The 20,904-nt window shown below is 40.3% G+C and carries 18 protein-coding genes; 5 read left to right on the top strand and 13 right to left on the bottom strand.

Translation table 11 applies throughout. The features are described 5' to 3' along the window. Window position 1: 1 nt before the first annotated feature. Complete coding sequence (locus tag H5S39_RS10920; RefSeq protein WP_182597098.1) at window positions 2-1,336, bottom strand: ATP-dependent helicase ComFA; 1,335 nt, start codon at window positions 1,334-1,336, stop codon at window positions 2-4. A 61-nt stretch (window positions 1,337-1,397) separates the two neighbouring features. Here H5S39_RS10920 and H5S39_RS10925 point away from each other — a divergent pair, with 61 nt between their 5' ends. Further along, a complete protein-coding gene (locus H5S39_RS10925) occupies window positions 1,398-2,036 on the top strand; it encodes a YigZ family protein (protein WP_182597099.1) in 639 nt (212 codons plus the stop codon). Window positions 2,037-2,197: 161 nt separating this feature from the next. Here the strand turns inward: H5S39_RS10925 and H5S39_RS10930 are convergent, their stop codons facing one another. From H5S39_RS10930 to H5S39_RS10965, 8 genes are all read right to left on the bottom strand, one after another. Continuing rightward, window positions 2,198-3,580 (bottom strand): MFS transporter, encoded by a 1,383-nt coding sequence (locus H5S39_RS10930; RefSeq protein WP_182597100.1) that lies wholly within the window; start codon window positions 3,578-3,580, stop codon window positions 2,198-2,200. A gap of 3 nt (window positions 3,581-3,583) precedes the next feature. Beyond that, a complete protein-coding gene (locus tag H5S39_RS10935; RefSeq protein ID WP_182597101.1) occupies window positions 3,584-3,994 on the bottom strand; it encodes a MarR family winged helix-turn-helix transcriptional regulator in 411 nt (136 codons plus the stop codon). A gap of 144 nt (window positions 3,995-4,138) precedes the next feature. Beyond that, entirely contained in the window at window positions 4,139-4,399 is a 261-nt protein-coding gene (locus tag H5S39_RS10940; protein WP_182597102.1) for a hypothetical protein, read from the bottom strand. A 21-nt stretch (window positions 4,400-4,420) separates the two neighbouring features. Next, entirely contained in the window at window positions 4,421-6,259 is a 1,839-nt protein-coding gene (gene kimA, locus H5S39_RS10945) for a potassium transporter KimA (RefSeq protein ID WP_182597103.1), read from the bottom strand. A gap of 83 nt (window positions 6,260-6,342) precedes the next feature. Next, window positions 6,343-7,950 (bottom strand): APC family permease, encoded by a 1,608-nt coding sequence (locus tag H5S39_RS10950; RefSeq protein WP_182597104.1) that lies wholly within the window; start codon window positions 7,948-7,950, stop codon window positions 6,343-6,345. 191 nt (window positions 7,951-8,141) lie between these two features. Further along, window positions 8,142-9,767 (bottom strand): chaperonin GroEL, encoded by a 1,626-nt coding sequence (gene groL / locus H5S39_RS10955; RefSeq protein WP_182597105.1) that lies wholly within the window; start codon window positions 9,765-9,767, stop codon window positions 8,142-8,144. Window positions 9,768-9,852: 85 nt separating this feature from the next. Then, complete coding sequence (gene groES / locus H5S39_RS10960) at window positions 9,853-10,137, bottom strand: co-chaperone GroES (protein ID WP_163705040.1); 285 nt, start codon at window positions 10,135-10,137, stop codon at window positions 9,853-9,855. A gap of 234 nt (window positions 10,138-10,371) precedes the next feature. After that, entirely contained in the window at window positions 10,372-11,016 is a 645-nt protein-coding gene (locus H5S39_RS10965) for a redox-sensing transcriptional repressor Rex (RefSeq protein ID WP_182597106.1), read from the bottom strand. Between the two features lie 240 nt (window positions 11,017-11,256). Between H5S39_RS10965 and H5S39_RS10970 the strand changes: the two genes are divergently transcribed. Then, window positions 11,257-13,185 (top strand): ABC-F family ATP-binding cassette domain-containing protein, encoded by a 1,929-nt coding sequence (locus H5S39_RS10970; protein WP_182597107.1) that lies wholly within the window; start codon window positions 11,257-11,259, stop codon window positions 13,183-13,185. A gap of 230 nt (window positions 13,186-13,415) precedes the next feature. Here H5S39_RS10970 and H5S39_RS10975 read toward each other — a convergent pair whose 3' ends face one another. The 3 genes from H5S39_RS10975 to H5S39_RS10985 are packed head-to-tail and all read right to left on the bottom strand — an operon-like array spanning window position 13,416 to window position 16,366. After that, a complete protein-coding gene (locus H5S39_RS10975; protein WP_182597108.1) occupies window positions 13,416-14,378 on the bottom strand; it encodes a ketopantoate reductase family protein in 963 nt (320 codons plus the stop codon). Window positions 14,379-14,390: 12 nt separating this feature from the next. After that, on the bottom strand, window positions 14,391-15,569 hold the full coding sequence (locus H5S39_RS10980; RefSeq protein WP_182597109.1) for a pyridoxal phosphate-dependent aminotransferase: 1,179 nt from the start codon (window positions 15,567-15,569) through the stop codon (window positions 14,391-14,393). Between the two features lie 11 nt (window positions 15,570-15,580). Beyond that, window positions 15,581-16,366 carry a carbon-nitrogen family hydrolase gene (locus tag H5S39_RS10985; protein WP_182597110.1) on the bottom strand — a complete coding sequence of 262 codons (786 nt, stop codon included), beginning with the start codon at window positions 16,364-16,366 and terminating at the stop codon, window positions 15,581-15,583. Between the two features lie 588 nt (window positions 16,367-16,954). Between H5S39_RS10985 and proB the strand changes: the two genes are divergently transcribed. From proB to proC, 3 genes are read left to right on the top strand one after another with little or no spacing between them, the layout of a single operon-like run. Continuing rightward, a complete protein-coding gene (gene proB / locus H5S39_RS10990; protein WP_182597111.1) occupies window positions 16,955-17,743 on the top strand; it encodes a glutamate 5-kinase in 789 nt (262 codons plus the stop codon). 11 nt (window positions 17,744-17,754) lie between these two features. After that, window positions 17,755-18,999, top strand: a complete 1,245-nt coding sequence (locus H5S39_RS10995) for a glutamate-5-semialdehyde dehydrogenase (RefSeq protein WP_182597112.1) — start codon at window positions 17,755-17,757, stop codon at window positions 18,997-18,999. 23 nt (window positions 19,000-19,022) lie between these two features. Continuing rightward, complete coding sequence (proC, locus tag H5S39_RS11000) at window positions 19,023-19,799, top strand: pyrroline-5-carboxylate reductase (protein ID WP_182597113.1); 777 nt, start codon at window positions 19,023-19,025, stop codon at window positions 19,797-19,799. Window positions 19,800-19,860: 61 nt separating this feature from the next. Here proC and tsaD read toward each other — a convergent pair whose 3' ends face one another. Beyond that, complete coding sequence (gene tsaD, locus H5S39_RS11005) at window positions 19,861-20,889, bottom strand: tRNA (adenosine(37)-N6)-threonylcarbamoyltransferase complex transferase subunit TsaD (RefSeq protein ID WP_182597114.1); 1,029 nt, start codon at window positions 20,887-20,889, stop codon at window positions 19,861-19,863. Window positions 20,890-20,904 lie beyond the last annotated feature (15 nt).

Genomic DNA, 20,904 nt, shown 5'->3' on the forward strand with positions numbered 1-20,904 from the left:
CTTATTGCATAATACGCATTTCATTTTTTATTTGCTGCCCTTTCTTATTCATATAATTTACCTGTTGAACTGCTTGATGCACTTGTCGGCAATTACTACTAACCCATAAAATCACATTACCCGTCGGCCGACTTTGTGCACGCCCAGCACGTCCGGCAATTTGAACAAGCGCCGAAGAAGTAAAAACTCCTTCATCAGCACCTAAAACATATACGTCAATTTCAGGGAAGGTAACTCCACGTTCAAGAATTGAGGTTGTAATTAAAAAATCATACTTACCATCACGCATTCGCTGAACTTTTATTAAACGGTCAGGATCATTAGCATGGACGGTAGTAAAATGATGACGCGGGAAATAAGATTGAATAGCTGTATATATTAATGGTAAGTCTGCTACATGCGGTACAAACAATAAGAAACGATGTTGATGCGCCAAACTTGCCCGCATCGCCTGGACGCATATTCTAGGTAGTTGATGATGCTTTAAGTGTTGGCGCCAAAAAGCAAGTTGGACCTTTATTGGTGGCAAAAGATATCCATGATACCGTAATGGCAAGTAACTAACTGCCAAGCGGTGCTGCTTTACTGCGCGTAATAAGGTATCACCAGGAGTTGCCGTTAGATACAGGCATCCGCCGTCTTCTTTAATTGCATGGTTAGTTGCATAAAGTAGCGATTCATTAGCTGCATACGGAAAAGCATCAACCTCATCAATAATTAAATTATCAAAAGCATGGTAAAATCGTAACAATTGATGCGTTGTGCAAATTGTCAACTGGGCATAGTGATAAGGTAACTCTTGCCGACCATGTAATAAGGCAATGTCGCAATTAGCAAAAGCTGCTCGGAGACGAGGAAAAAGTTCAAGACAAACGTCGACGCGTGGTGATGCTATTCCGACTCGTTCACCGCGTTGAAGTGCCGCTGCAATTCCGGCAAACATCATCTCTGTCTTTCCCGCTCCTGTCACTGCCCATAGCAACTGTTGTTCATGACTAGCCATTCGCTGAGCAATTATCGATGACGCGTGTGCTTGTAACGGAGATAATTTGCCATGCCATGTTAACGTCGGCTGATCGTTCTTTGCAAATTGATTTGGTTCGGGAACATGATAGAATTTATTTAATGTTGAAACGCGCCCCAGGTTAATGCAATGTGGACAATAAAATTCATTACGAGGCAAAGCAGCCTCTTCCCTTGCAGTTAACTGGTTGCAACGATTACATCGAATGTTTCGTAAACCGACCCCAATTGTTGGCAAAACCTGGATACCAGCAGGAACCGGCGCAAAACGGCTCGCCAATACTTGTCTGCCATAGTAATAACTAATATCCATTATTTATCCCCCTATAGTATATATACGTAAAAAGATCAAAAATGCATGAAGGAAGTTTAAAATGACAGAAAATTACCTTACTATTGCTCAGGATACCGTATATGAGCAGGTGATTAAAAAATCACGGTTCATTTGTACGATTGCCCGAGTATCATCTGAGGAAGAAGCAAAAGGAATTATCAATAAAGTTCAAACCGAGCACCGCAAAGCAACCCATAATTGTTTTGCTTACATGATTGGCGAGGATGACCATATTCAACGTGAAAGCGACAATGGCGAACCCAGTGGAACAGCTGGAATTCCAATTCTTGAATCGCTTAAACTTGCTAAAATTCATGATGTAGTAGCCATTGTGACTCGTTATTTTGGTGGAATTAAACTCGGTGCGGGCGGACTTATTCGCGCATATAGCAACACAACAACTGCAGCCATTCATCAAGCGGGATTAATCCAACGCGTCAAGCAAGCAACGCTTCAAATAACCGTCTCTTATTCCCAACATGACCCTCTCTTATATTACTTAAAAGAAAATAGTTTAGAAGTGGCAGGAGAAGAATATGGTGTAAACGTAATAACTAGTATTTATGTTAACGAAGACGAGTTAGCATCCGTGAAAAAAAGCCTTACGGACCGCTTTAACGATCAGCTACAAATTACAGAAGGTCCTCAGCGGTTTAATGAAGTTCCCTATCAAAGTTAATCGTGAATATGAATAATAGAAGACCATAATTCATAACTTAGCAAAATAGTATAGTCTACAACAGCAAAGGGCTAGTGAGTAATCAACATTTTCTCACTAGCCCTTTGCTACTTTACAAGTTTTATTAGGATCACGATCGTTCTAGATTAACCAATTACCTGCTACTTACTCTTTTTTACCGAATAATAATAACTGATCCACACGGTAATTGCTAAAAACGTCAATAAGGTAAATGCTTTCTGCGTTCCAATTGCTGTCGAATTACTACGACTAATATGCAAGTGTGCCTGGCTTGCTGCTACAATCATTGCTACTAAGGATGTTCCAATTGCCCCTGCAAATTGCTGGAGGGTATTCAAAATGGCATTCCCTTGTAGTGTATTTTCTTTTCCAATCACAGCTAATGCATTTGTCATTACACTTCCCATGCACATTCCCATACCGGCCATGTAAAAGATATATACCACTGCAATAAATGAGTTACTCAAGCTGCGACTCATTAATGTAAACAGCAATAACGATAATAAACACAAAGTTATTCCAATTAATATTGGTTTGCGCGCACCAAAACGGTCTAAAATACGTCCGCCTAGTGGGGCAAAAATCGCACCGGCAAATCCAGCTGGTAAAACAACTAATCCGGCAACCATCGCAGTACTACCATTAACTATTTGAATATAGTTCGGTAATAAAAAAGCAAAACCCAACGAAATTATCTGGGTAAGGAAAAAGCCTAATACGTGACCGGTAAATGATAAATTCTTGAATAAGCGTAATTGTAAAATCGGCTTACTAATTATTAAGGAACGCCAAACTAATCCAACCATTCCAATCAGCCCTACCAGTAAGCATCCACCAACCCTCAAGCTAACGAAGGGCTGGCTACCAAGATTACTAAATCCGGTTACTAAACCTGTAAATAGACAAATAATCATTAACATACTAAATAAATCAACGTGTTGTCGGCGAATAACTGACTTTTGGATAATCCCCCATTCTCCCAGCAACAGTGAAATGATGAGTAATGGAAGTAAAAGATAGAAAACCCACCGCCAGTTAAGCTGACTAGCAACCACGCCACCAAAAGTTGGTCCAATCGCTGGAGCTACCCCGGTAATTAAGTTGCCAACTCCCATCATCAATCCGATCTTACTAGAAGGAACCTGCTCCATAATAATATTAAACATTAGGGGTAAAGCAATCCCTGTACCAACGCCCTGAATTCCTCGTCCAATTAATAATACCGGAAATGTCGGCGCTACTGCATCAATCACGACTCCACTAATAAATAATAAAATTGCTACAGTAAATAGGCGTTTTGTTGTAAATGAGCTTTTAAGAATCGCCGACAGTGGCACAAAAATCGCAACTAATAATAAGTAAATCGAAGTAATCCACTGTACCGTATTAGTTGTAATCGTAAATTCCTGCATCAGAATTGGGAACGTAACATTCATTGCAGTCTCTACAATTACACCACAAAATGACATTAATCCCGTTGCAATAATTGCCGCAATAACTCTAGGCGAAATTTTATCAGTCATTATTTACTTTTTCTCCTTTACTATTGACGTTAAAAATTGCTCAACCACTGTAATATCATGCTTACTAAATGCTACTTTGATCTTAGCTTCATATTCCTTTAAATATTGGCTAACAAGTGGTGCCAATTTCTTCCCATCAGTAGCCAACGTCACTACTTTTTGACGATGATCCACTAGAGACGAGGTACGAGTGATAAGGTTCTTCTTTGCCATTCGTTGTAATAATACCGTCGTAGTTGACCTTTTAATTCCAAACTCGGATTCAATTTGATGTTGATCGCAGCTATTTCCCGGGAAATGAGTTAAAAAGTCAATAATCGACATCTGGGTTCCTGTTAACCCGTATTGATGAGCAAAGGTATTCATCTCTTGATTCATTTTGTTATTAGCTAATTTTATTAGTCGTCCAATCATTACTACCTACCCCTTCATTTTGTTAGTCAACTAACAAAAATATTATAGTAAGGTCTGCTTAAATAATCAATAGCAATCATTAAATAAAAAGAGCCTCCCACTTATGGAATAATTCCATAAGCAGAAAGCACTTTAATTGATCTATTAACTTAACACTAATTCTACAATATCCAAAGCCACTATTAGTGCTAAAACACAACTTAAAATTACTAGAATCTGTCGCGTATGCTGATCCTTTTTTCGTAACTTTTCCCAGTTCAATCCAGCATACGAACCAAGAATGAGGACACAGCCAATAATTCCATAAATTCCTGAATGAAAGCCCCGATTGTCAATTGAATAACTTGCAGCTAGAAACAAACCAACTGCAAATAATCCACCCCATAAAAGTTGTTTTTTGTTCATAATAGTTAACACTTTCTTACACTATTCTTGTAAATGATAATTGTAACTAGCAACAATAATGTTTTCCCGAGAATTTAATAGTGCACGAAGACGGACACTAGTCTGGTTATGCAGAGCTAATTGCCAAGGCCGCTTTGGAATAAACTGGGGCACAAGCACTGTTGTTGAATAGTTTCTTGCCTCTGCCCGTTTAGCAATCACGTCAACAAACCGTAATGTCGGTTTAGCAATTGAACGGTACGAAGAATGAATATCAACAAACCGAACATCTGGATATTCAGCTTTAAATTCATTAGCTGTTTTATGCTCTTTACCTGGATTCTCATCAAATGAAACATGCATAGCGATGACATAATCACCAATCGACCGGGCATAGTTTATCGCACCACGAGTTACCCGCGTAACATTACCAACTAATACAATAACCGTTGCCCCATCATAATCGTGCAACTGAACTTTTGTCTTCTCAGCAACTCGCAACTGCGCAGCAACTTTAACATAATGACGATGGACAGCATGAAACATCCACAATAGTAACGGCATAATAATTAAGTACGGCCAAACATTTGCAAAGTGCTGCCAGAAAAGACAGATAACTAGGGCAAATGAGATTAATGCGCCCACTAAATTAATAAACGCCTTACCAAGCCAGAAGCCCTCTCGTTCACGGAACCAGTGAATAATCATTCCTGATTGTGACAAGGTAAATGGGACAAACACCCCCACAGCATACAACGGAATTAACATGTTGGTCTGACCATGGAAAATCAAGATTAAAATAATTGCACCAATAGCTAATGAGATAATTCCATTAGAGTACCCCAACCGGTCGCCACGGTCCATAAATGCATGTGGCATATACTTATCCTTGGCCATATTAAAGGCTAAAATAGGAAAGGCCGAGAAACCAGTATTAGCAGCCACCGCCAAAATCATTGCTGTTGATAGCTGTAACATATAAAATCCAAGACCATGTCCCCCAAAAATTTGCGCAGCCATCTGCGAAAGAATCGTTGTCCGTGAATTTGGAACAACACCAAGGTAGAAACTGAAGAAGATAACGGCAATAAAGAAGAATGCTAAAATGGCACTCATAATTGCAAGAGTCGTCGATGCATTCTTCTCTTTCGGCCTATTGAAATTAGGAACCGCATTACTTACTGCTTCAACCCCCGTTAATGATGATGAACCAGCAGAGAATGCCCGAATTAGTAAAACAAATGACATCCCTGAAACCGGAGTGCCATAATCAACAATGGCTTTGTAATGGATATGCCCCATTGCTATGTTATATCCACCCCAAATGACCATAATAATCATCATTACAACAAAGAAATAAACCGGAATCGTCAAGAAATTAGCGCTCTCGCTCATCCCCCGTAAATTCATAAACATAATTATTAAAACAATGATTATTCCAAGGGGAATCGAAAACTTGTACAGTGCCGGAATAGCAGAAGTGATCGCTTCGACCCCAGATGTCGTTGATACGGCAACAGTTAGCATATAGTCAACTAACAGGGATCCACCAGCAAATAATCCACCATTACTTCCCCAATTTCTTGTTGCAACGACATATGCACCCCCACCACTAGGATAGGCATGAATAATCTGTTGGTACGATAGCGTAATCGCTAATAACAAGATCAGAACAATTGCCGCAATCGGAATCGAATACCAAATTGCTGCCGCTGACAAAGTAACTAAAACCGTCGTAATCTGTTCCGGTCCATAAGCAACTGACGATATTGCATCAGATGAAAGCATTGCTAATGCTTTAAACTTGGTTAGATGTGTCTGCCCTTCATCGAGGGTTTTTAACGGTTTCCCGATCAAAACACGTTTTAAATAACGCCACATACTATCCTCCTCTAATTTTTCACTTTTTTATAAATGATAATACTACAATTTATCAATAAACTTTGCAATATACAACGGCTCAATTAATCTTCTTCTGGTAATTTTACCTTTGCATTTACTTTTTCTGCCGCTGGATCTACTTCCTTCATCCGACTAGCAACTGCCCACCAATAAAAGCCAAGGGAACAAACAATGATAACAACAAAATCCCATGGATATTTAAGCCAATTTTGACCACCAAAGCCATCGCTACCAATATATGAAATAGTCGAAATAAAAACAAGGTAGGCTAGCATCCAAAAGCAATTTTGCAAATCCTTTAGTCCCGCTGCATGTCGATACCGAATCTCATAATAAAGATAAATTGGTAATCCTAATAAGATAACTCCAATAACCTGAACAGTCGTTGGCCACATTGTCCAATATATCGATAAACTAGTCAAAACAAACGCACATGGTGCAAGCCAAGTCATAAATTTAGGATGAAATGGTCGCTTTAGTTTAGTATGCATTTTACGTAATGAGATCACAGTTACCGGCCCTGTAAGGTAAGCAATCAGAGTCGACCCCGTAATAACAGTTGCTAACAAACTCCAATTACGAAAAAGGCTAACCATAATAACTGCTAAAATCAAGTCAACAACCATGGCAAAGCGGGGAATCATATATCGTCGCTCAAGATGACCAAGCCATTGTGGAAGGTGCCCAGTATGGGTCATTGCTGCCAGTGCCCGAGAAGCAGTTGCTACAAACGCCACCCCTGTTCCAAACGGTGAAACAAATGCATCCATATACAATAGAATTGCTAGCCAATTCATCCCAAGTAAAATCGCAATATCTGCGAAAGGTGACGTATAGTTAATACCATGCCATCCTTTTTGTGCAAGGAATGCAGGATCAATTGCCCCAATAAACGCTACTTGTAACATAATGTAAATTACAGCAGTAATAATCATCGAAATAAGAACACCCCGGACAATATTTTTATGGGGGTTAACCATTTCACCACCCATATTTATTACTGTTTGAAAGGCATCATATGACATAATTATCCCTGATACAGCCGCCGCTTCAAAAATTGATCGACTCCCATATGGCATAAACGTGCTAAGATTATGACCAAAATTCCCCGGATGAAAGCCAGCGATAATTAACATTATAATGGTTAATGTCGGTAAAAGAATTTTAAAAATTGAAATAAGATTGGTAAACCGCGTCATTAACTTTACTGACCAGAAATTTATTAATGTGAATACTACCATAAAGGCAAATACTACCAGTAATCCGGGCGTAGTAATATTGCCATTTTTCATAAAATGGTGAGTCCAATTTGCCCATGTCCAGGGCCATGAACTCATGTATTGAACTGAGGCAACGGCTTCCATCGGGACAAGGGTTATTAGGGAAATCCAATTTGCCCATGCCGCAATAAATCCCAAAAGCGGACCATGACTATACTGCGCATAACGACTCATACCACCGCTTTCTGGGAACATCGCTCCTAATTCAACATAAGTCAGGGCAATACTGATGATAATAATCGCCCCTAAAATCCAGGAAATAATTGCGGCTGGTCCTGCAACCTTAGCAGCTGTACCAGCACCAAATAGCCACCCAGACCCAATCAATGAGTTTAGTGCTAACATTACTCCTGAAAACAAAGTAATCTTTTGGAACTTTAATTTTTCCATTTCTTAGTTCCTTTCATTTATAATTTAGCTAAAAATTTACACTCATTAACTTTACCACAATTTAAGAACTTTAGATTAATTTAAAAAGCAGTCTTCACCATCACAATGATAAAAACTGCTTATTCATAATATAAAACGACCCTACACCCATCTAAAAGTGTAAAGCCGTTAAAATCATCTAGAAAACTAGATTACATCATACCGCCCATTCCGCCTTGTGGGGCAGCAGGAGCTTGGTTATCCTTTGGTTCTGGCTTATCAGCAACAACTGCTTCAGTAGTAAGAAGCAATGCTGATACAGAGGCAGCATTTTGAAGAGCTGAACGAGTAACCATTGTTGGGTCAACAATACCTGCCTTAATCATATCTTCAAACTTGCCATCAGCGGCATTGTATCCAATACCTTCTTTTTCATTCTTCAATTCATTAACAATAACTGAGCCTTCAACACCGGCGTTTTCAGCAATTTGACGAACTGGAGCTTCAAGGGCTGCCTTAACGATGTTGATACCAGTCAATTCATCGCCTTCAGCATCAATCTTATCAAGAGCTGGAATTACATTAATCAATGCAGTACCACCACCAGGAACGAATCCTTCTTGGACGGCAGCACGAGTAGCATTCAATGCATCCTCAATACGGTACTTCTTTTCCTTTAATTCAGTTTCAGTTGCGGCACCAACTTTAACAACTGCAACACCACCAGAAAGCTTTGCAAGACGTTCTTGAAGCTTTTCCTTGTCAAAGTCAGAAGTAGACTTAGCAATTTCTTGCTTGATTTGTTCTACCCGTTCTTGGATAGCTTCCTTTGAGCCGGCACCATCAACAATTGTAGTAGTGTCCTTAGTAACAGTAACCTTATTTGCTTGGCCTAATTGGTCAACAGTAGCATCCTTCAAGCTCATACCAAGGTCATCAGAAATAACAGTACCACCAGTCAATACCGCAATATCTTGAAGTTGAGCCTTCCGACGGTCACCAAAGCCAGGGGCCTTAACAGCAACAACATTGAAAGTACCACGAATCTTGTTCAAAACAAGCGTTGGCAATGCTTCACCAGTAATATCATCAGCAATAATCAAGAGAGCGCGACCTTCTTGAACAACTGATTGAAGTAATGGCAAAATATCTTGGATGTTGCTAATCTTCTTATCAGTGATCAAGATGTATGGGTTATCAAGATCTGCTTCCATCTTGTCATTGTCAGTAACCATGTATTGTGACATGTAACCACGGTCAAAGCTCATTCCTTCTACAACGTCAACACTAGTGTCAACACCACGGGAATCTTCAATGGTAATAACCCCATCGTTACCAACCTTTTCCATTGCATCAGCAATTAACTTACCAACTTCTGGGTTAGCAGCTGAAATAGAAGCAATTTGTTCAATGTCATCTTTAGTCTTTACATCATGAGACATCTTCTTTAGTGCTTCAACAGCAGTTTCAGTAGCCTTGTCAATACCCCGACGAATACCAACTGGATTTGCACCAGATGTAACATTCTTCATTCCGGCATTTACAATTGCTTGGGTCAAAACAGTAGCGGTAGTCGTCCCGTCACCGGCAATATCATTAGTCTTTGAAGCAACTTCGGAAACAAGCTTTGCACCCATGTTTTCAAAGTGATCTTCGAGTTCAATACTCTTAGCAATCGTAACACCATCATTAGTAATAGTTGGCGTGCCGTAGCTTTGTTCCAAAACAACGTTCCGTCCCTTTGGACCCATCGTTGTCTTAACAGTATCAGCTAATTTATCAACACCACTGAGCATTGCGCTCCGTGCGTCTTCAGAAAACTTAATTTCTTTTGCCATTTATGTCACCTCAAAATTAATTTCATTTTTCATAATAATGAAGGAAATCCATCCTTCAGCCTTAATAATTTTCAGTTAGTAATTTTTATTCAACAATTGCTACTAAGTCCTTAGCGTGAACAACCAAGTACTTTTCACCATCATATTCTACTTCGTTACCAGCGTACTTATCAAACAATACGCGGTCGCCTTCCTTAACAGCTGGAGCAAGCTTTTGTCCGTTTTCTAAAGTACGACCTTCTCCAACGGCAATAACCTTTCCAGTAGTTGGCTTTTCCTTTACGTTCGAAGCAAGGACAATTCCACCAACTGTCTTTTCTTCTTCAGTTTCAGCTTTTAGAACAACGCGATCTCCTAATGGTTTTAACACGTTAATCCCTCCATCTTGTTAATAGTTTTATTTTTAGCACTCAAAACCTCCAAGTGCTAAATACATATTTAAATATAACATGTTATTTTCAAAATGCAATAAAAACACTTTGACTTTTTTTGACCATCATCGTTTTGAACGTATTCTTTCCGTAAAAAAATGTTTAATTACGCTTGATTAGTACACAAAAAGCACCAGTTTAATATTTCTATCAAACTAATGCTTTCTACTAAATTATTCAGCTGAATCTTCAGTATAGTTTTTTATAAAGTAAATCAATGTTTGTAATTCATTCGTCAAATCAATATTTTGCACTTGAACATTTTTAGGCACAGATAATCGCACTGGTGTAAAGTTAAGAATTCCCTTTACTCCTGCTTCAACTAATTGATCTGCAACATGCTGGGCTTTAATCCCCGGAACAGTTAAAATAACAACATCGATTTGTTGTTCTTTTAATTGCTTAACCATATCTTCTGAAGGATAGATCGGTATACCGCTCTTAACCGTGTTCGCATATTCTGGCTTAGTATCAAAAGCTGCACTAATTCGTAAGTTTGTGTCTTGGTGAAAATTAAAGTTTAATAAGGCGCTCCCTAAACTACCAACACCAACAAGGGCAACACTTACCAAAGAATCTTGATGAAGAATTCCCTTGAAAAACTTTAATAAACTCTCAACATCATAACCATATCCCCGCTTACCAAGTTCACCAAAATATGAAAAGTCGCGACGAATCGTTGCTGAATCCACTTGAACTGCGTCAGATAGCTCCGTTGATGAAACCCGTTGCTTATTTGCATCCTTTAATACGTTAAGATAGCGAAAATAAATTGGCAACCGTTTAGCAGTTGCACGTGGAATTTTTTTGTTAGCCATTCTACTTTTGTTCCTCCTAAAATTAGTTTTCGCCAACCTAGTCGCCAACTAATGCTAGGTTTTTCGAGATGGACGATACCACTAATTTTTACTTTGTGAAATTTAATTCTGTGTATATTCTAGCAATTAAAAGGTTTTTTGTGAACTAAAATACAAAAATATTTTGAAATTTTTTATTTAAATTTAAAATCTGCTAAAATAAAACCATATTAAATCAACGTATTAAATGAGGTTACAATAATGTTACTTTTACAAACAAATGACGTAATGCGGCGTTTTGGTGCCGATGTTTTATTTCACAATATGAATATGCAAATTCAGGAGCACGGACGAACCGCACTGGTTGGTCGTAACGGTGCCGGAAAAACTACCCTTCTTAAAATGATTGCCGGTATTACTGAACCGGATGAGGGGACAATTACAAAAGTTAAGGACCTAACAATCGGTTATCTTGCCCAGGACCAAGGACTCGATAGCCAAAATAGTATTTGGACTGAACTAGATACAGTTTTTGCTCCCCTCCATAAAATGGAAAAGCAAATCCACGACCTCGAGCAACAATTGGCTGACCTTGATAGCAGTAATCCACAATACCAACAAGTGCTATCAAAATATGACAGCCTGCAAACTACTTTCAAAAAGCAGGGTGGCTTTGAGTATGCTTCCCGGATGCGGGGAATTTTACATGGCTTCGGTTTTGGCGAAGATAGTTATGATACCCCTATTAATTCTCTTTCAGGGGGACAAAAGACGAAATTGGCCCTTGCAAAAATTCTTTTACAAGCCCCAGGTCTACTAATCCTCGATGAACCGACTAACCACCTTGATATGAACGTTTTATCGTGGCTAGAAGACTACCTTAAAAGTTATCAAGGTGCCCTCTTGATTGTTTCTCACGACCGTTACTTTTTAGATAAAGTTGTTAAAGACGTCTATGACCTTGATAATAAAACGCTGACTCACTATACGGGAAACTATTCCCAGTTCGTCCAGCATAAGCAAGAACGGCTACAAGCTGAGTGGAAGCATTATGACCAGCAACAAAAAAAGATCGCCAAGCTTGAAGATTTCGTCAATCGTAATATTGTCCGTGCTTCAACCACTAAGCGAGCACAAGCACGTAGAAAACAACTAGAAAAGATGGAACGCCTAGAACGGCCCCAAACCGACGACAAATCTATTCACTTCCATTTCCATGCAGATAAGCCAAGCGGCAATGAGGTATTAGATGTTGAGCAAGCAAAGGTTGGCTATGATAACCAAATCTTAGCAGGTCCGCTCTCTTTCAGTATTCGCAAACCACAACGAGTTGGAATCATCGGGCCAAACGGAATCGGTAAGTCAACACTATTAAAATCTGTCCTCCACAAAATTCCATTAATTAGCGGAACTATTAAGCCCGGCGCCAACCTTGAAGTCGGTTACTACGACCAGGAGCAGCAACAACTTCACCCAGATAAAACTGTCTTAGAAGAAGTATGGGACGATCATCCTGAAGTTCCTGAAAAAGATATTCGTTCCTTACTTGGCAGCTTCCTCTTTGTCGGTGATGATGTTTATAAAGTAGTCCACGAACTCTCTGGTGGCGAAAAAGCACGGCTTGAATTAACTAAATTATCATTTAAATCAATTAACTTCCTTATCCTTGATGAACCGACTAACCACCTTGACATTGACAGTCGAGAAGTACTAGAAAATGCAATCAACGAATTTGATGGTACCGTCCTCTTTATTTCACACGACCGTTACTTCATTAACCAGGTTGCAACTGATGTTCTCGTAATGAGTAAGGACGGCATCAAGCACTATGAAGGAAATTATGATGACTACCTTGCTGCGCTCGCTAAAGAAAATTCTAACGATATTGACACTGCCCCAACAACTAAAACAACCGTTGGAAAAAAGTCATACCAACAAAGTAAAGAACAACAACGGGCACGGCGAAAAATTCAGCGTCAAGTTGATGACCTTGAGCAACAAATGGCAACTCTTGAAACAAAACAAGAAGAAGTTCAAGAGCAAATGAGTCAACCAGATATTGCAACCGATATCGGCAAATTAACTGATTTGCAAAAACAGCTTGATGAATTAAAGGCTCAGTCAGAAGAGGTAGAAATTGCCTGGACAGAAGCAGCTGAAAAGTTAGAAGAATTTGATGAACAAAAGTAAAAAAGATCGGTAAGAATTTCCCGATCTTTTTTACTTTTACTTCTAAAATTTAACCATTGATTTTATAAAAAATTGCAGCAAACCTAGCTGGTTACCCGATTTAATACAACTATTCTTTGCTGCCATCAATGTTCCACTATGGGTTAGTCTCAAGCCATGAAAGGACTGACCGGTAGTTATCGCTAATTTTCTAGGAATTATTTTGGGCTTAGTAACATTTATTACCGCCATTATTGCCTAAACTTACGTGTATTTTCAGCTAGGTGAACAAGATTACGCAAGAAGTCATGGGTTGAGGCTTCATAATTGTATTTCTTGCCTAGGTCATAAATATAACCATTAATGTAATCTACTTCTGTTGGCCGGTTCTTACTCATGTCTTGGTACATGGATGGGTAATGAAGCGGATTGGTAACTTCACTAACATACTTAATCGTTTGCCATTCTTCTTCACGCGTACTTAATAGTTGAATGCCAGCCCGCTCAGCAACATCAAATGCCTCATTAATTAATTGTTTACCTAATTTTTCGGCACCGTCATAGTCAATAAATTGCCCCATTTGAATTTCAAATAAGGTACAGATTGTATTAATAACAGAGTTAAATACGACTTTCGTCAATAAAGTGCCATAAAAATTATCATTTAAATGGGGATTAATATTAGCAGTGGTAAAATCAGCAACAATTTCTTTTACCCGTTCATCTGGTTCGCCCACTTGTGGTGCAAGATTGATTGAGCCGGCACCAGGTTTACCGATAAAGTCGACATCCCCTGCCTTATTGAGGACAGTTCCAATCAAGCAGGTTCCGGCAATAACGTGTTCCTTGGGAAAATACTTGTTAATCTTTTCAATATGCCCCATTCCATTCATCCCAGAAAAAACATATTGGTGATCAGAATGGAAAAAGTGAGCACTGCGTTCGAGTAAGTCACTAAGTGTCATCTGCTTAGCAAAAACAATGAAAACATCTGGATCCCCCTGATATTCTTCAGGTGAATAAATATCAACAGGGACCAAGTGACGATTTTCATGGTCTCGTGATACGTATACGCCGCCCTGCTTCTTAATCGTTTCAACTTGTGGATCCCAGTTATCAACAAAATCAACCTGAGCACCAGCTAATTCCTGTAATAAAACACCAAACCGTAGTCCCATTGCACCAGCGCCTAATACTGTATACTTTAATGTCATTATAATAACCTCCTAATCAAATAAATGTAATTTGCCAATCCGGTTAACTGCTTCAACCAGCCGTTCTGGTTCTATTAATAAGCCAATCCGAACATAGCCCTCGCCATGGGTTCCAAAACCATTTCCTGGCGCTACGGCTACCCCCGCTTTATTGAGTAATACATCAGCGAATTGCTCACTTGTATACCCCGCTGGTACTGGCATCCACGCATAGAATGTCCCCCGTGGAATAAAGGCATGCCACCCAATCTTCTCTGCCGCCTCCACAAACGCATTTCGTCGTTCTTCATACCGGCCCACAATTGTTGCTACTGCACTATCTCGTTGTGGAGCTGTCAACGCATCAATTGCTGCCCGCTGTAAAGCAGGAAAGAGGCTTACAAATAAGTGATCTTGAATCAGATTCAACGCTTCAATAATATCTTGATTACCAACCGCAAACGCAATTCGCCAGCCTGCCATATTAAATGTTTTAGAGAAAGTATAGAACTCAATTCCAACATCTTTAGCACCTGGTGTTTGCATAAAACTAACCGGCGCCTTACCATCAAATCCGATTGCTCCATACGCAAAATCACTGATAATGCCAACCTGATACTTCTTAGCCCAGCTGACCAGTTTCTCATAGAATTCTGGTGTCGCTACTGCACCAGTTGGATTATTTGGATAATTAAGATAGAAGAACTTGGCTTTTTTAGCGGTTTCTTCTGGAATCGCATCAAGATCAGGTAAAAAATTATTTTCTGCTAGCAATGGTACCGTGACAAAGTTTACTTTTCCTAATGCAGCACCGGATAAATAGTCAGGATACCCCGGATCAGGTAACAAGTAGGTATCGCCAGGGTTCATCAATGCCCATGGTAACTCCACTAGCCCAATCTTTGATCCACCAAGAATAGCAACTTCTTTTTCTGGGTCAAATTGTGCCCCATACTTCTTATGATAAAAATCAGCTGCCGCCTGTTTGAAAGCTGGTAAGCCACGAAATAGGGAATACTTATGAGTTTGTGGATCAGCTACCCACTTTTGCGTACTCTTTACAATGTAGTCAGGAGTTGGCTTATCTGGGTTTCCTTGCCCTAGGTTAATAACATCAACTCCTTCATCAACTTTTTTATTCACCTTAGCAACTAAATTTGCGAAAAATTGCTTTGGTAACCCATCTAAAAGTCGTGATTGTTCAAATTTCATGGTGAATCCTCCTATCTATATAATGCTGGACGCCGATCCTTAAATACTGGGATTGGTCCCCGGACTGCCTTTATTTGAGTTAAGTCAACTACTCCGTAACATACTTGTTCTACCTCACCAGCATCAACAAGTATATTGCCAAGCGGATCAGCAATGATGGAATGACCACTAAAATGATTATCTGGATCGTCCCCCACCCGATTGACCGCAACAACAAATGCCTGATTTTCAATTGCTCGCGCCTGCACGAGACGTTTCCACTGCGAAATTCGTTCAGCTGGCCACTCTGCTGGGAAATATAAGATTTCGCTCCCGTGACAAGCGACCGTTCTAACCCATTCAGGAAAACGTAAATCATAACAGATGAAGCTCGCACTTGGAACTCCAGCAAGAGTAAAATAATTTTCTTTTTCACCAGCAGTTAGATACTGATCTTCACTCATTAAGCCAAATAAGTGAACCTTATCATAGCTACTAATAGTTTTGCCGGTCCGATCAACAATATACGTGGTATTAAAATATTGACCTTCTTTATTTGTCGCGACCGAACCACCAACGATATCAATCTTGCAATCGGCAGCAACTTTTTCCAATAACTTCCGTGTCTTTTGTCCTGCTATATCTGCTAACTCGTCTAACCGTGACAATGCATAACCGGTATTCCACATTTCAGGTAATACAACTACATCAGCATTATGAGTCGCTGCTTCTGCAACCATACGTTTAACCTTTGCCACATTTTTCTCCGGTTGAGCATATTCAATATCTAACTGGCCCAGCGCAACTTTTAGTTTCATCTTTTCGCCTCCATAAAAAATACTCGCCCCTACAAATGTAAGGACGAGTATTCTCCCGTGGTACCACCTTTATTTACTGTTCACTCTCATCAACAGCCTCAATAAGTTCTAGTCAAACTTCGATACTTGATAACGGGTATCAGCCGACAATAGCTTAGTTTCCCTCACCATTGTACTAATCCATCAAGACCATCTTCAAAGTAATTTGTAATTTTCTTCCACCAACCGAAAACTCTCTAAATGCATCGTTACTCCTACTCATCTTGACAACTTCTTATTTAATTATTGGCGTTATTCTAATTTATTTTTAATTATTTGTCAATGGCATTTTAATTTAACCGTAAAAATAATAAGTGTTGACAAACGACCACTGGCTCGATTAAAATTTTAGTTGTAGATATAAGTAAGCCAGTACAGGAACTATGGTCGTCGACTGAAAACTATAGCAAGTGCCAACATCCTCCTACAATTTTTAACTAATTTTAATAAAAACTTAAAAAGAGTAAAGCGCGTCTTTAAACGAGAATGGTACCGCCATAATTGGTGTCTCGGTTAAGGGCGCTTTTTGTTTACGAAAGGATCTTCACAATGACAGATACACACCAACGAGTTGTTGTAAAAATTGGAACAAGCAGCCTCGTTTTACCGAACGGCCGAATCAATTTAAAAACAATTGACCAGCTATCCTTTACCCTTGCCACCCTTAATAACCAGGGATATGAACTTATTTTAGTTTCATCCGGGGCAATCGGTGTTGGTCTTGCTAGCCTTGGATTAAAAAATCGACCTGCCGAGATCGCTAAACAACAAGCACTTGCATCAATCGGTCAGGCCGAATTAATGCGGATATATTCTCAACGTTTTTTAGACTACCAGACTCATGTTGCCCAGCTACTTTTAACCCGCGATGTCCTTGACTTCCCTGTCAGCCGCCGGCACACCCTTAATACAATTAGTACTCTGCTTAAACAACGGGTAATTCCTATTGTTAATGAAAATGATCCAGTTTCTGTTGATGAATTGGATCACTATACTACTTTTAGTGATAACGATGAATTATCAGCGCAAGTGGCAACAGCCATCGACGCAGACCGACTAATCGTCCTCTCTGACATTGATGGTCTTTATGATAAGGACCCACATAAATTTAGTAATGCCCAAATTATCAGAAAAGTTGCTACCCTCACACCTGAAATAAAGGCAGCCGCAAGTGGCTCTAGTACCCGCTTTGGAACCGGTGGAATGGTCACTAAGCTCCGAGCAGCCGCAACGATGATGCAGGCAGGTAAACAAATGATTCTTTGTTCAGGAAAAAATCCTAAGATACTCTTTGATATTTTTGATGGACAAACTATTGGTACGCACTTTGGAAAATAGGAGGTCATCTTATGACAGAAAAATTAGTTATGCTTGGTCAAAAAGCACAAGTAGCCGCAAACCGGCTTGCACTATTAAAAGCCGCTGATAAAAACGCCGCACTGTTACAACTAGCAGCTGACCTAATTAATCACCAAGATGAAATTATTACTGCTAATAAAAAAGATCTTGCAAATGCAACGGACATGCCTGCCAAGTTTACTGACCGCTTAATGGTCACCCCCCAACGAATCAATGATATGGCAGCCGGTTTACGTACCATCGCTGATCTTGCTGACCCAACCGCTCAAATTGATAAGGGCTGGGTAACAAATGATGGACTGGAAATTTTACAACGTCGTGTTCCCCTAGGCGTGATTGGAATTATCTTTGAAGCGCGCCCAAACGTTACTGTTGATGCCGCTGGATTAACATTCAAGAGTGGTAATGCCGTAATATTACGCGGAGGCAAGGAAGCGCTCCAGACTAACATCGCCCTCGCAACAATTTTACGCAACTCACTAAAAGAACAGGGACTCCCTGCTGATGCAATTCAATTAGTCACTGATACCAGCCACCAGTCAGCAGATGAAATGATGAACCTTACTGATTATATCGATGTCTTGATTCCACGTGGAGGCCATAATCTTATCCAACGAGTAGTGAAAAATGCCACTGTCCCTGTCATTGAGACCGGCGCTGGTAATTGTCACATCTATATTGACAAAGATGCAGACCTCGATATGGCAGCCGCGATTACCGTTAATGCTAAGGTTCAACGACCATCTGTCTGCAATGCTGCGGAAAAATTACTTATCCACCAAGATGTCGCTAAGAAATTCCTACCAGTAATCGCTAAGAAATTAATTGACCACGGCGTCCAATTACGCGGTGATGAAAGAAGCTGCTCATTAGTACCTACTATCCACCCCGCCAGTGATGAAGATTGGGATACTGAATACAATGACCTCATCATGGCTGTCAAAATAGTCGATTCCCTTGACAGTGCGATTGACCATATCAACAAACATAGCACCCACCACTCGGAAGCAATCATTACCAATGATATCAACCGCGGTCGTTACTTCCAGCAAGCAATTAACTCTGCCTGCGTATATGTCAACGCCTCAACTCGTTTCACTGATGGTGGTGAATTTGGCTTCGGTGCCGAAATTGGGATCAGTACCCAAAAGCTTCACGCGCGCGGACCAATGGGCTTGCAGCAATTAACAACGATTAAATATGAAATTACCGGAAATGGTCAGGTTCGCCATTAATGAATAAAAAGGAGGAAAATAATATGAAAATTACAGTTATCGGCGTTGGAAATATGGGAAGTGCAATTATTAAGGGACTTAATAATTCGGCCAAATTTACCATCAGTGCAATGAATCCCGTCAATCCCCGTGTCGCCAAACTAGCTCAAGAACTTAACTTTCACCTAGTAAACACGACCGCAGAAGTTGCTTCATTAAAACCTGATATAATCATCCTCACCACTCCTGCTCCTGTCACCGTAGCGGTTGCAAAAGAATTAGCCACTGCTATTGATAATAAAGCCATCATTATTTCTGCCGCTGCTGGTATAAGTCACCAAGAACTTGCTAAGGTTCTTCCTAATAAAACCATTGCTAATATCATCCCCAATACCCCCGTTGAGGTAAACGCCGGAACAATCGGCCTCGCACTTCCTACCGATATCACGGCTGAAGCGACGACTACCATTCTTACTGTCTTAAATAGCCTTGGTGACGTCATCGAACTTCCCGAAGATAAGCTTGATATCATTGGTGTCATTGGTGGCTGTGGTCCTGCATTCGTCGATGTAATGATGGACGCAATGAGTGATGCAGCGGTTAAACATGGCCTTGACCGCCAAACCGCCTACCAGGTAGTTGCTAGTATGGTAAAGGGAACTGGTACTCTTGCATATGATAGCAAATTAGCACCAGCCTTATTACGTGACCAGGTAACTTCTCCTGGCGGTACTACTATCAAGGGGGTTGAAGCACTTGAGAAGCATGGTTTCCGTTACGCAATAATTGATGCCGTTAACAAAGCAAACGGCGAACAATAAAAAAATAAGCGATAATCTGGTTCATCTGTCAATAGATTGCTAAGATTATCGCTTTTATTTACTAAATTTTCATTCGATCAAACATTAAACCAGGAACTGCATTGAGGTCCATGCCTGCCCGATCGCCATGTTGAAAGTCAACATAACCTGCCGCACCAATCATCGCTGCATTGTCACCACATAGCTTTAATGGTGCCTGTAACATCGTAATGTCAGGGTGGTACTTCTTCATATCGTGATCTAACCGCGTCCGTAAACCATGGTTAGCTGCTACCCCACCGGCAAGAATCAATTGCTTTACTGGATAACGGTCAAGAGCCCGCATTGTCTTCTCCGCTAATACATCAACGACACTCTGCTGGAAACTGGCGGCAAGATCATACTTATCTAATTTTTCTCCCCGCTGGTCTGCGTTATGAACCGTATTAATAAAGGCACTCTTAAGACCACTGAAACTAAAATCATAGTTGGCCTCTTTTTCCATCGCCCGGGGAAAATTGAATGTATCTTCACCCTTTGCTGCCCACTCATCAATAGTTTTTCCTGCCGGATAATTAACTCCAAGGACCCGACCAATCTTGTCATAAGCTTCACCGGTAGCGTCATCACGCGTCTCACCGATAATCTGGTACTCATGCTCTGATGGCATATAAACTAACTCGGTATGTCCCCCTGAAACTAATAAGGCCATTTGCGGGTACTTAAACTCACCAACAAAACGAGCCGCATAGATGTGTCCTGCCATGTGATTTACTGGAACCAACGGTAAATTATGCGCCCAGGCAATTACCTTAGCCGCCGTCACCCCAATCAGTAATGATCCAACCAATCCCGGACCATAAGTAACTGCCACCGCGGCAATGTCATCATAACTAACTTTCGATTGGGCGAGTGCTTCATCCGTACACTTAGTAATTTGTTCAATATGGTGACGACTAGCAACTTCCGGAACAACCCCACCGAAACGCTGGTGACTGTCAATTTGCGTTGCTACAATATTTGATAAAATTTTCGTGCCGTTTTCAACTACGGCAACACTCGTCTCATCACAACTAGACTCAAACGCTAGTATTAGTGTGCGTTCTGCCATAATAAAATAAAATCT

This window comes from Limosilactobacillus rudii (assembly GCF_014145455.1).
In the GTDB taxonomy this organism is placed as follows: Bacteria; Bacillota; Bacilli; order Lactobacillales; family Lactobacillaceae; genus Limosilactobacillus; species Limosilactobacillus rudii.

What these genes read in the sequence shown, in the direction of transcription:
- H5S39_RS10920 (WP_182597098.1), bottom strand. Translation starts at nt 1,336, where the DNA reads ATGGATATTAGTTATTACTATGGCAGACAAGTATTGGCGAGCCGTTTT.
- H5S39_RS10925 (WP_182597099.1), top strand. Translation starts at nt 1,398, where the DNA reads ATGACAGAAAATTACCTTACTATTGCTCAGGATACCGTATATGAGCAG.
- H5S39_RS10930 (WP_182597100.1), bottom strand. Translation starts at nt 3,580, where the DNA reads ATGACTGATAAAATTTCGCCTAGAGTTATTGCGGCAATTATTGCAACG.
- H5S39_RS10935 (WP_182597101.1), bottom strand. Translation starts at nt 3,994, where the DNA reads ATGATTGGACGACTAATAAAATTAGCTAATAACAAAATGAATCAAGAG.
- H5S39_RS10940 (WP_182597102.1), bottom strand. Translation starts at nt 4,399, where the DNA reads ATGAACAAAAAACAACTTTTATGGGGTGGATTATTTGCAGTTGGTTTG.
- kimA (WP_182597103.1), bottom strand. Translation starts at nt 6,259, where the DNA reads ATGTGGCGTTATTTAAAACGTGTTTTGATCGGGAAACCGTTAAAAACC.
- H5S39_RS10950 (WP_182597104.1), bottom strand. Translation starts at nt 7,950, where the DNA reads ATGGAAAAATTAAAGTTCCAAAAGATTACTTTGTTTTCAGGAGTAATG.
- groL (WP_182597105.1), bottom strand. Translation starts at nt 9,767, where the DNA reads ATGGCAAAAGAAATTAAGTTTTCTGAAGACGCACGGAGCGCAATGCTC.
- H5S39_RS10965 (WP_182597106.1), bottom strand. Translation starts at nt 11,016, where the DNA reads ATGGCTAACAAAAAAATTCCACGTGCAACTGCTAAACGGTTGCCAATT.
- H5S39_RS10970 (WP_182597107.1), top strand. Translation starts at nt 11,257, where the DNA reads ATGTTACTTTTACAAACAAATGACGTAATGCGGCGTTTTGGTGCCGAT.
- H5S39_RS10975 (WP_182597108.1), bottom strand. Translation starts at nt 14,378, where the DNA reads ATGACATTAAAGTATACAGTATTAGGCGCTGGTGCAATGGGACTACGG.
- H5S39_RS10980 (WP_182597109.1), bottom strand. Translation starts at nt 15,569, where the DNA reads ATGAAATTTGAACAATCACGACTTTTAGATGGGTTACCAAAGCAATTT.
- H5S39_RS10985 (WP_182597110.1), bottom strand. Translation starts at nt 16,366, where the DNA reads ATGAAACTAAAAGTTGCGCTGGGCCAGTTAGATATTGAATATGCTCAA.
- proB (WP_182597111.1), top strand. Translation starts at nt 16,955, where the DNA reads ATGACAGATACACACCAACGAGTTGTTGTAAAAATTGGAACAAGCAGC.
- H5S39_RS10995 (WP_182597112.1), top strand. Translation starts at nt 17,755, where the DNA reads ATGACAGAAAAATTAGTTATGCTTGGTCAAAAAGCACAAGTAGCCGCA.
- proC (WP_182597113.1), top strand. Translation starts at nt 19,023, where the DNA reads ATGAAAATTACAGTTATCGGCGTTGGAAATATGGGAAGTGCAATTATT.
- tsaD (WP_182597114.1), bottom strand. Translation starts at nt 20,889, where the DNA reads ATGGCAGAACGCACACTAATACTAGCGTTTGAGTCTAGTTGTGATGAG.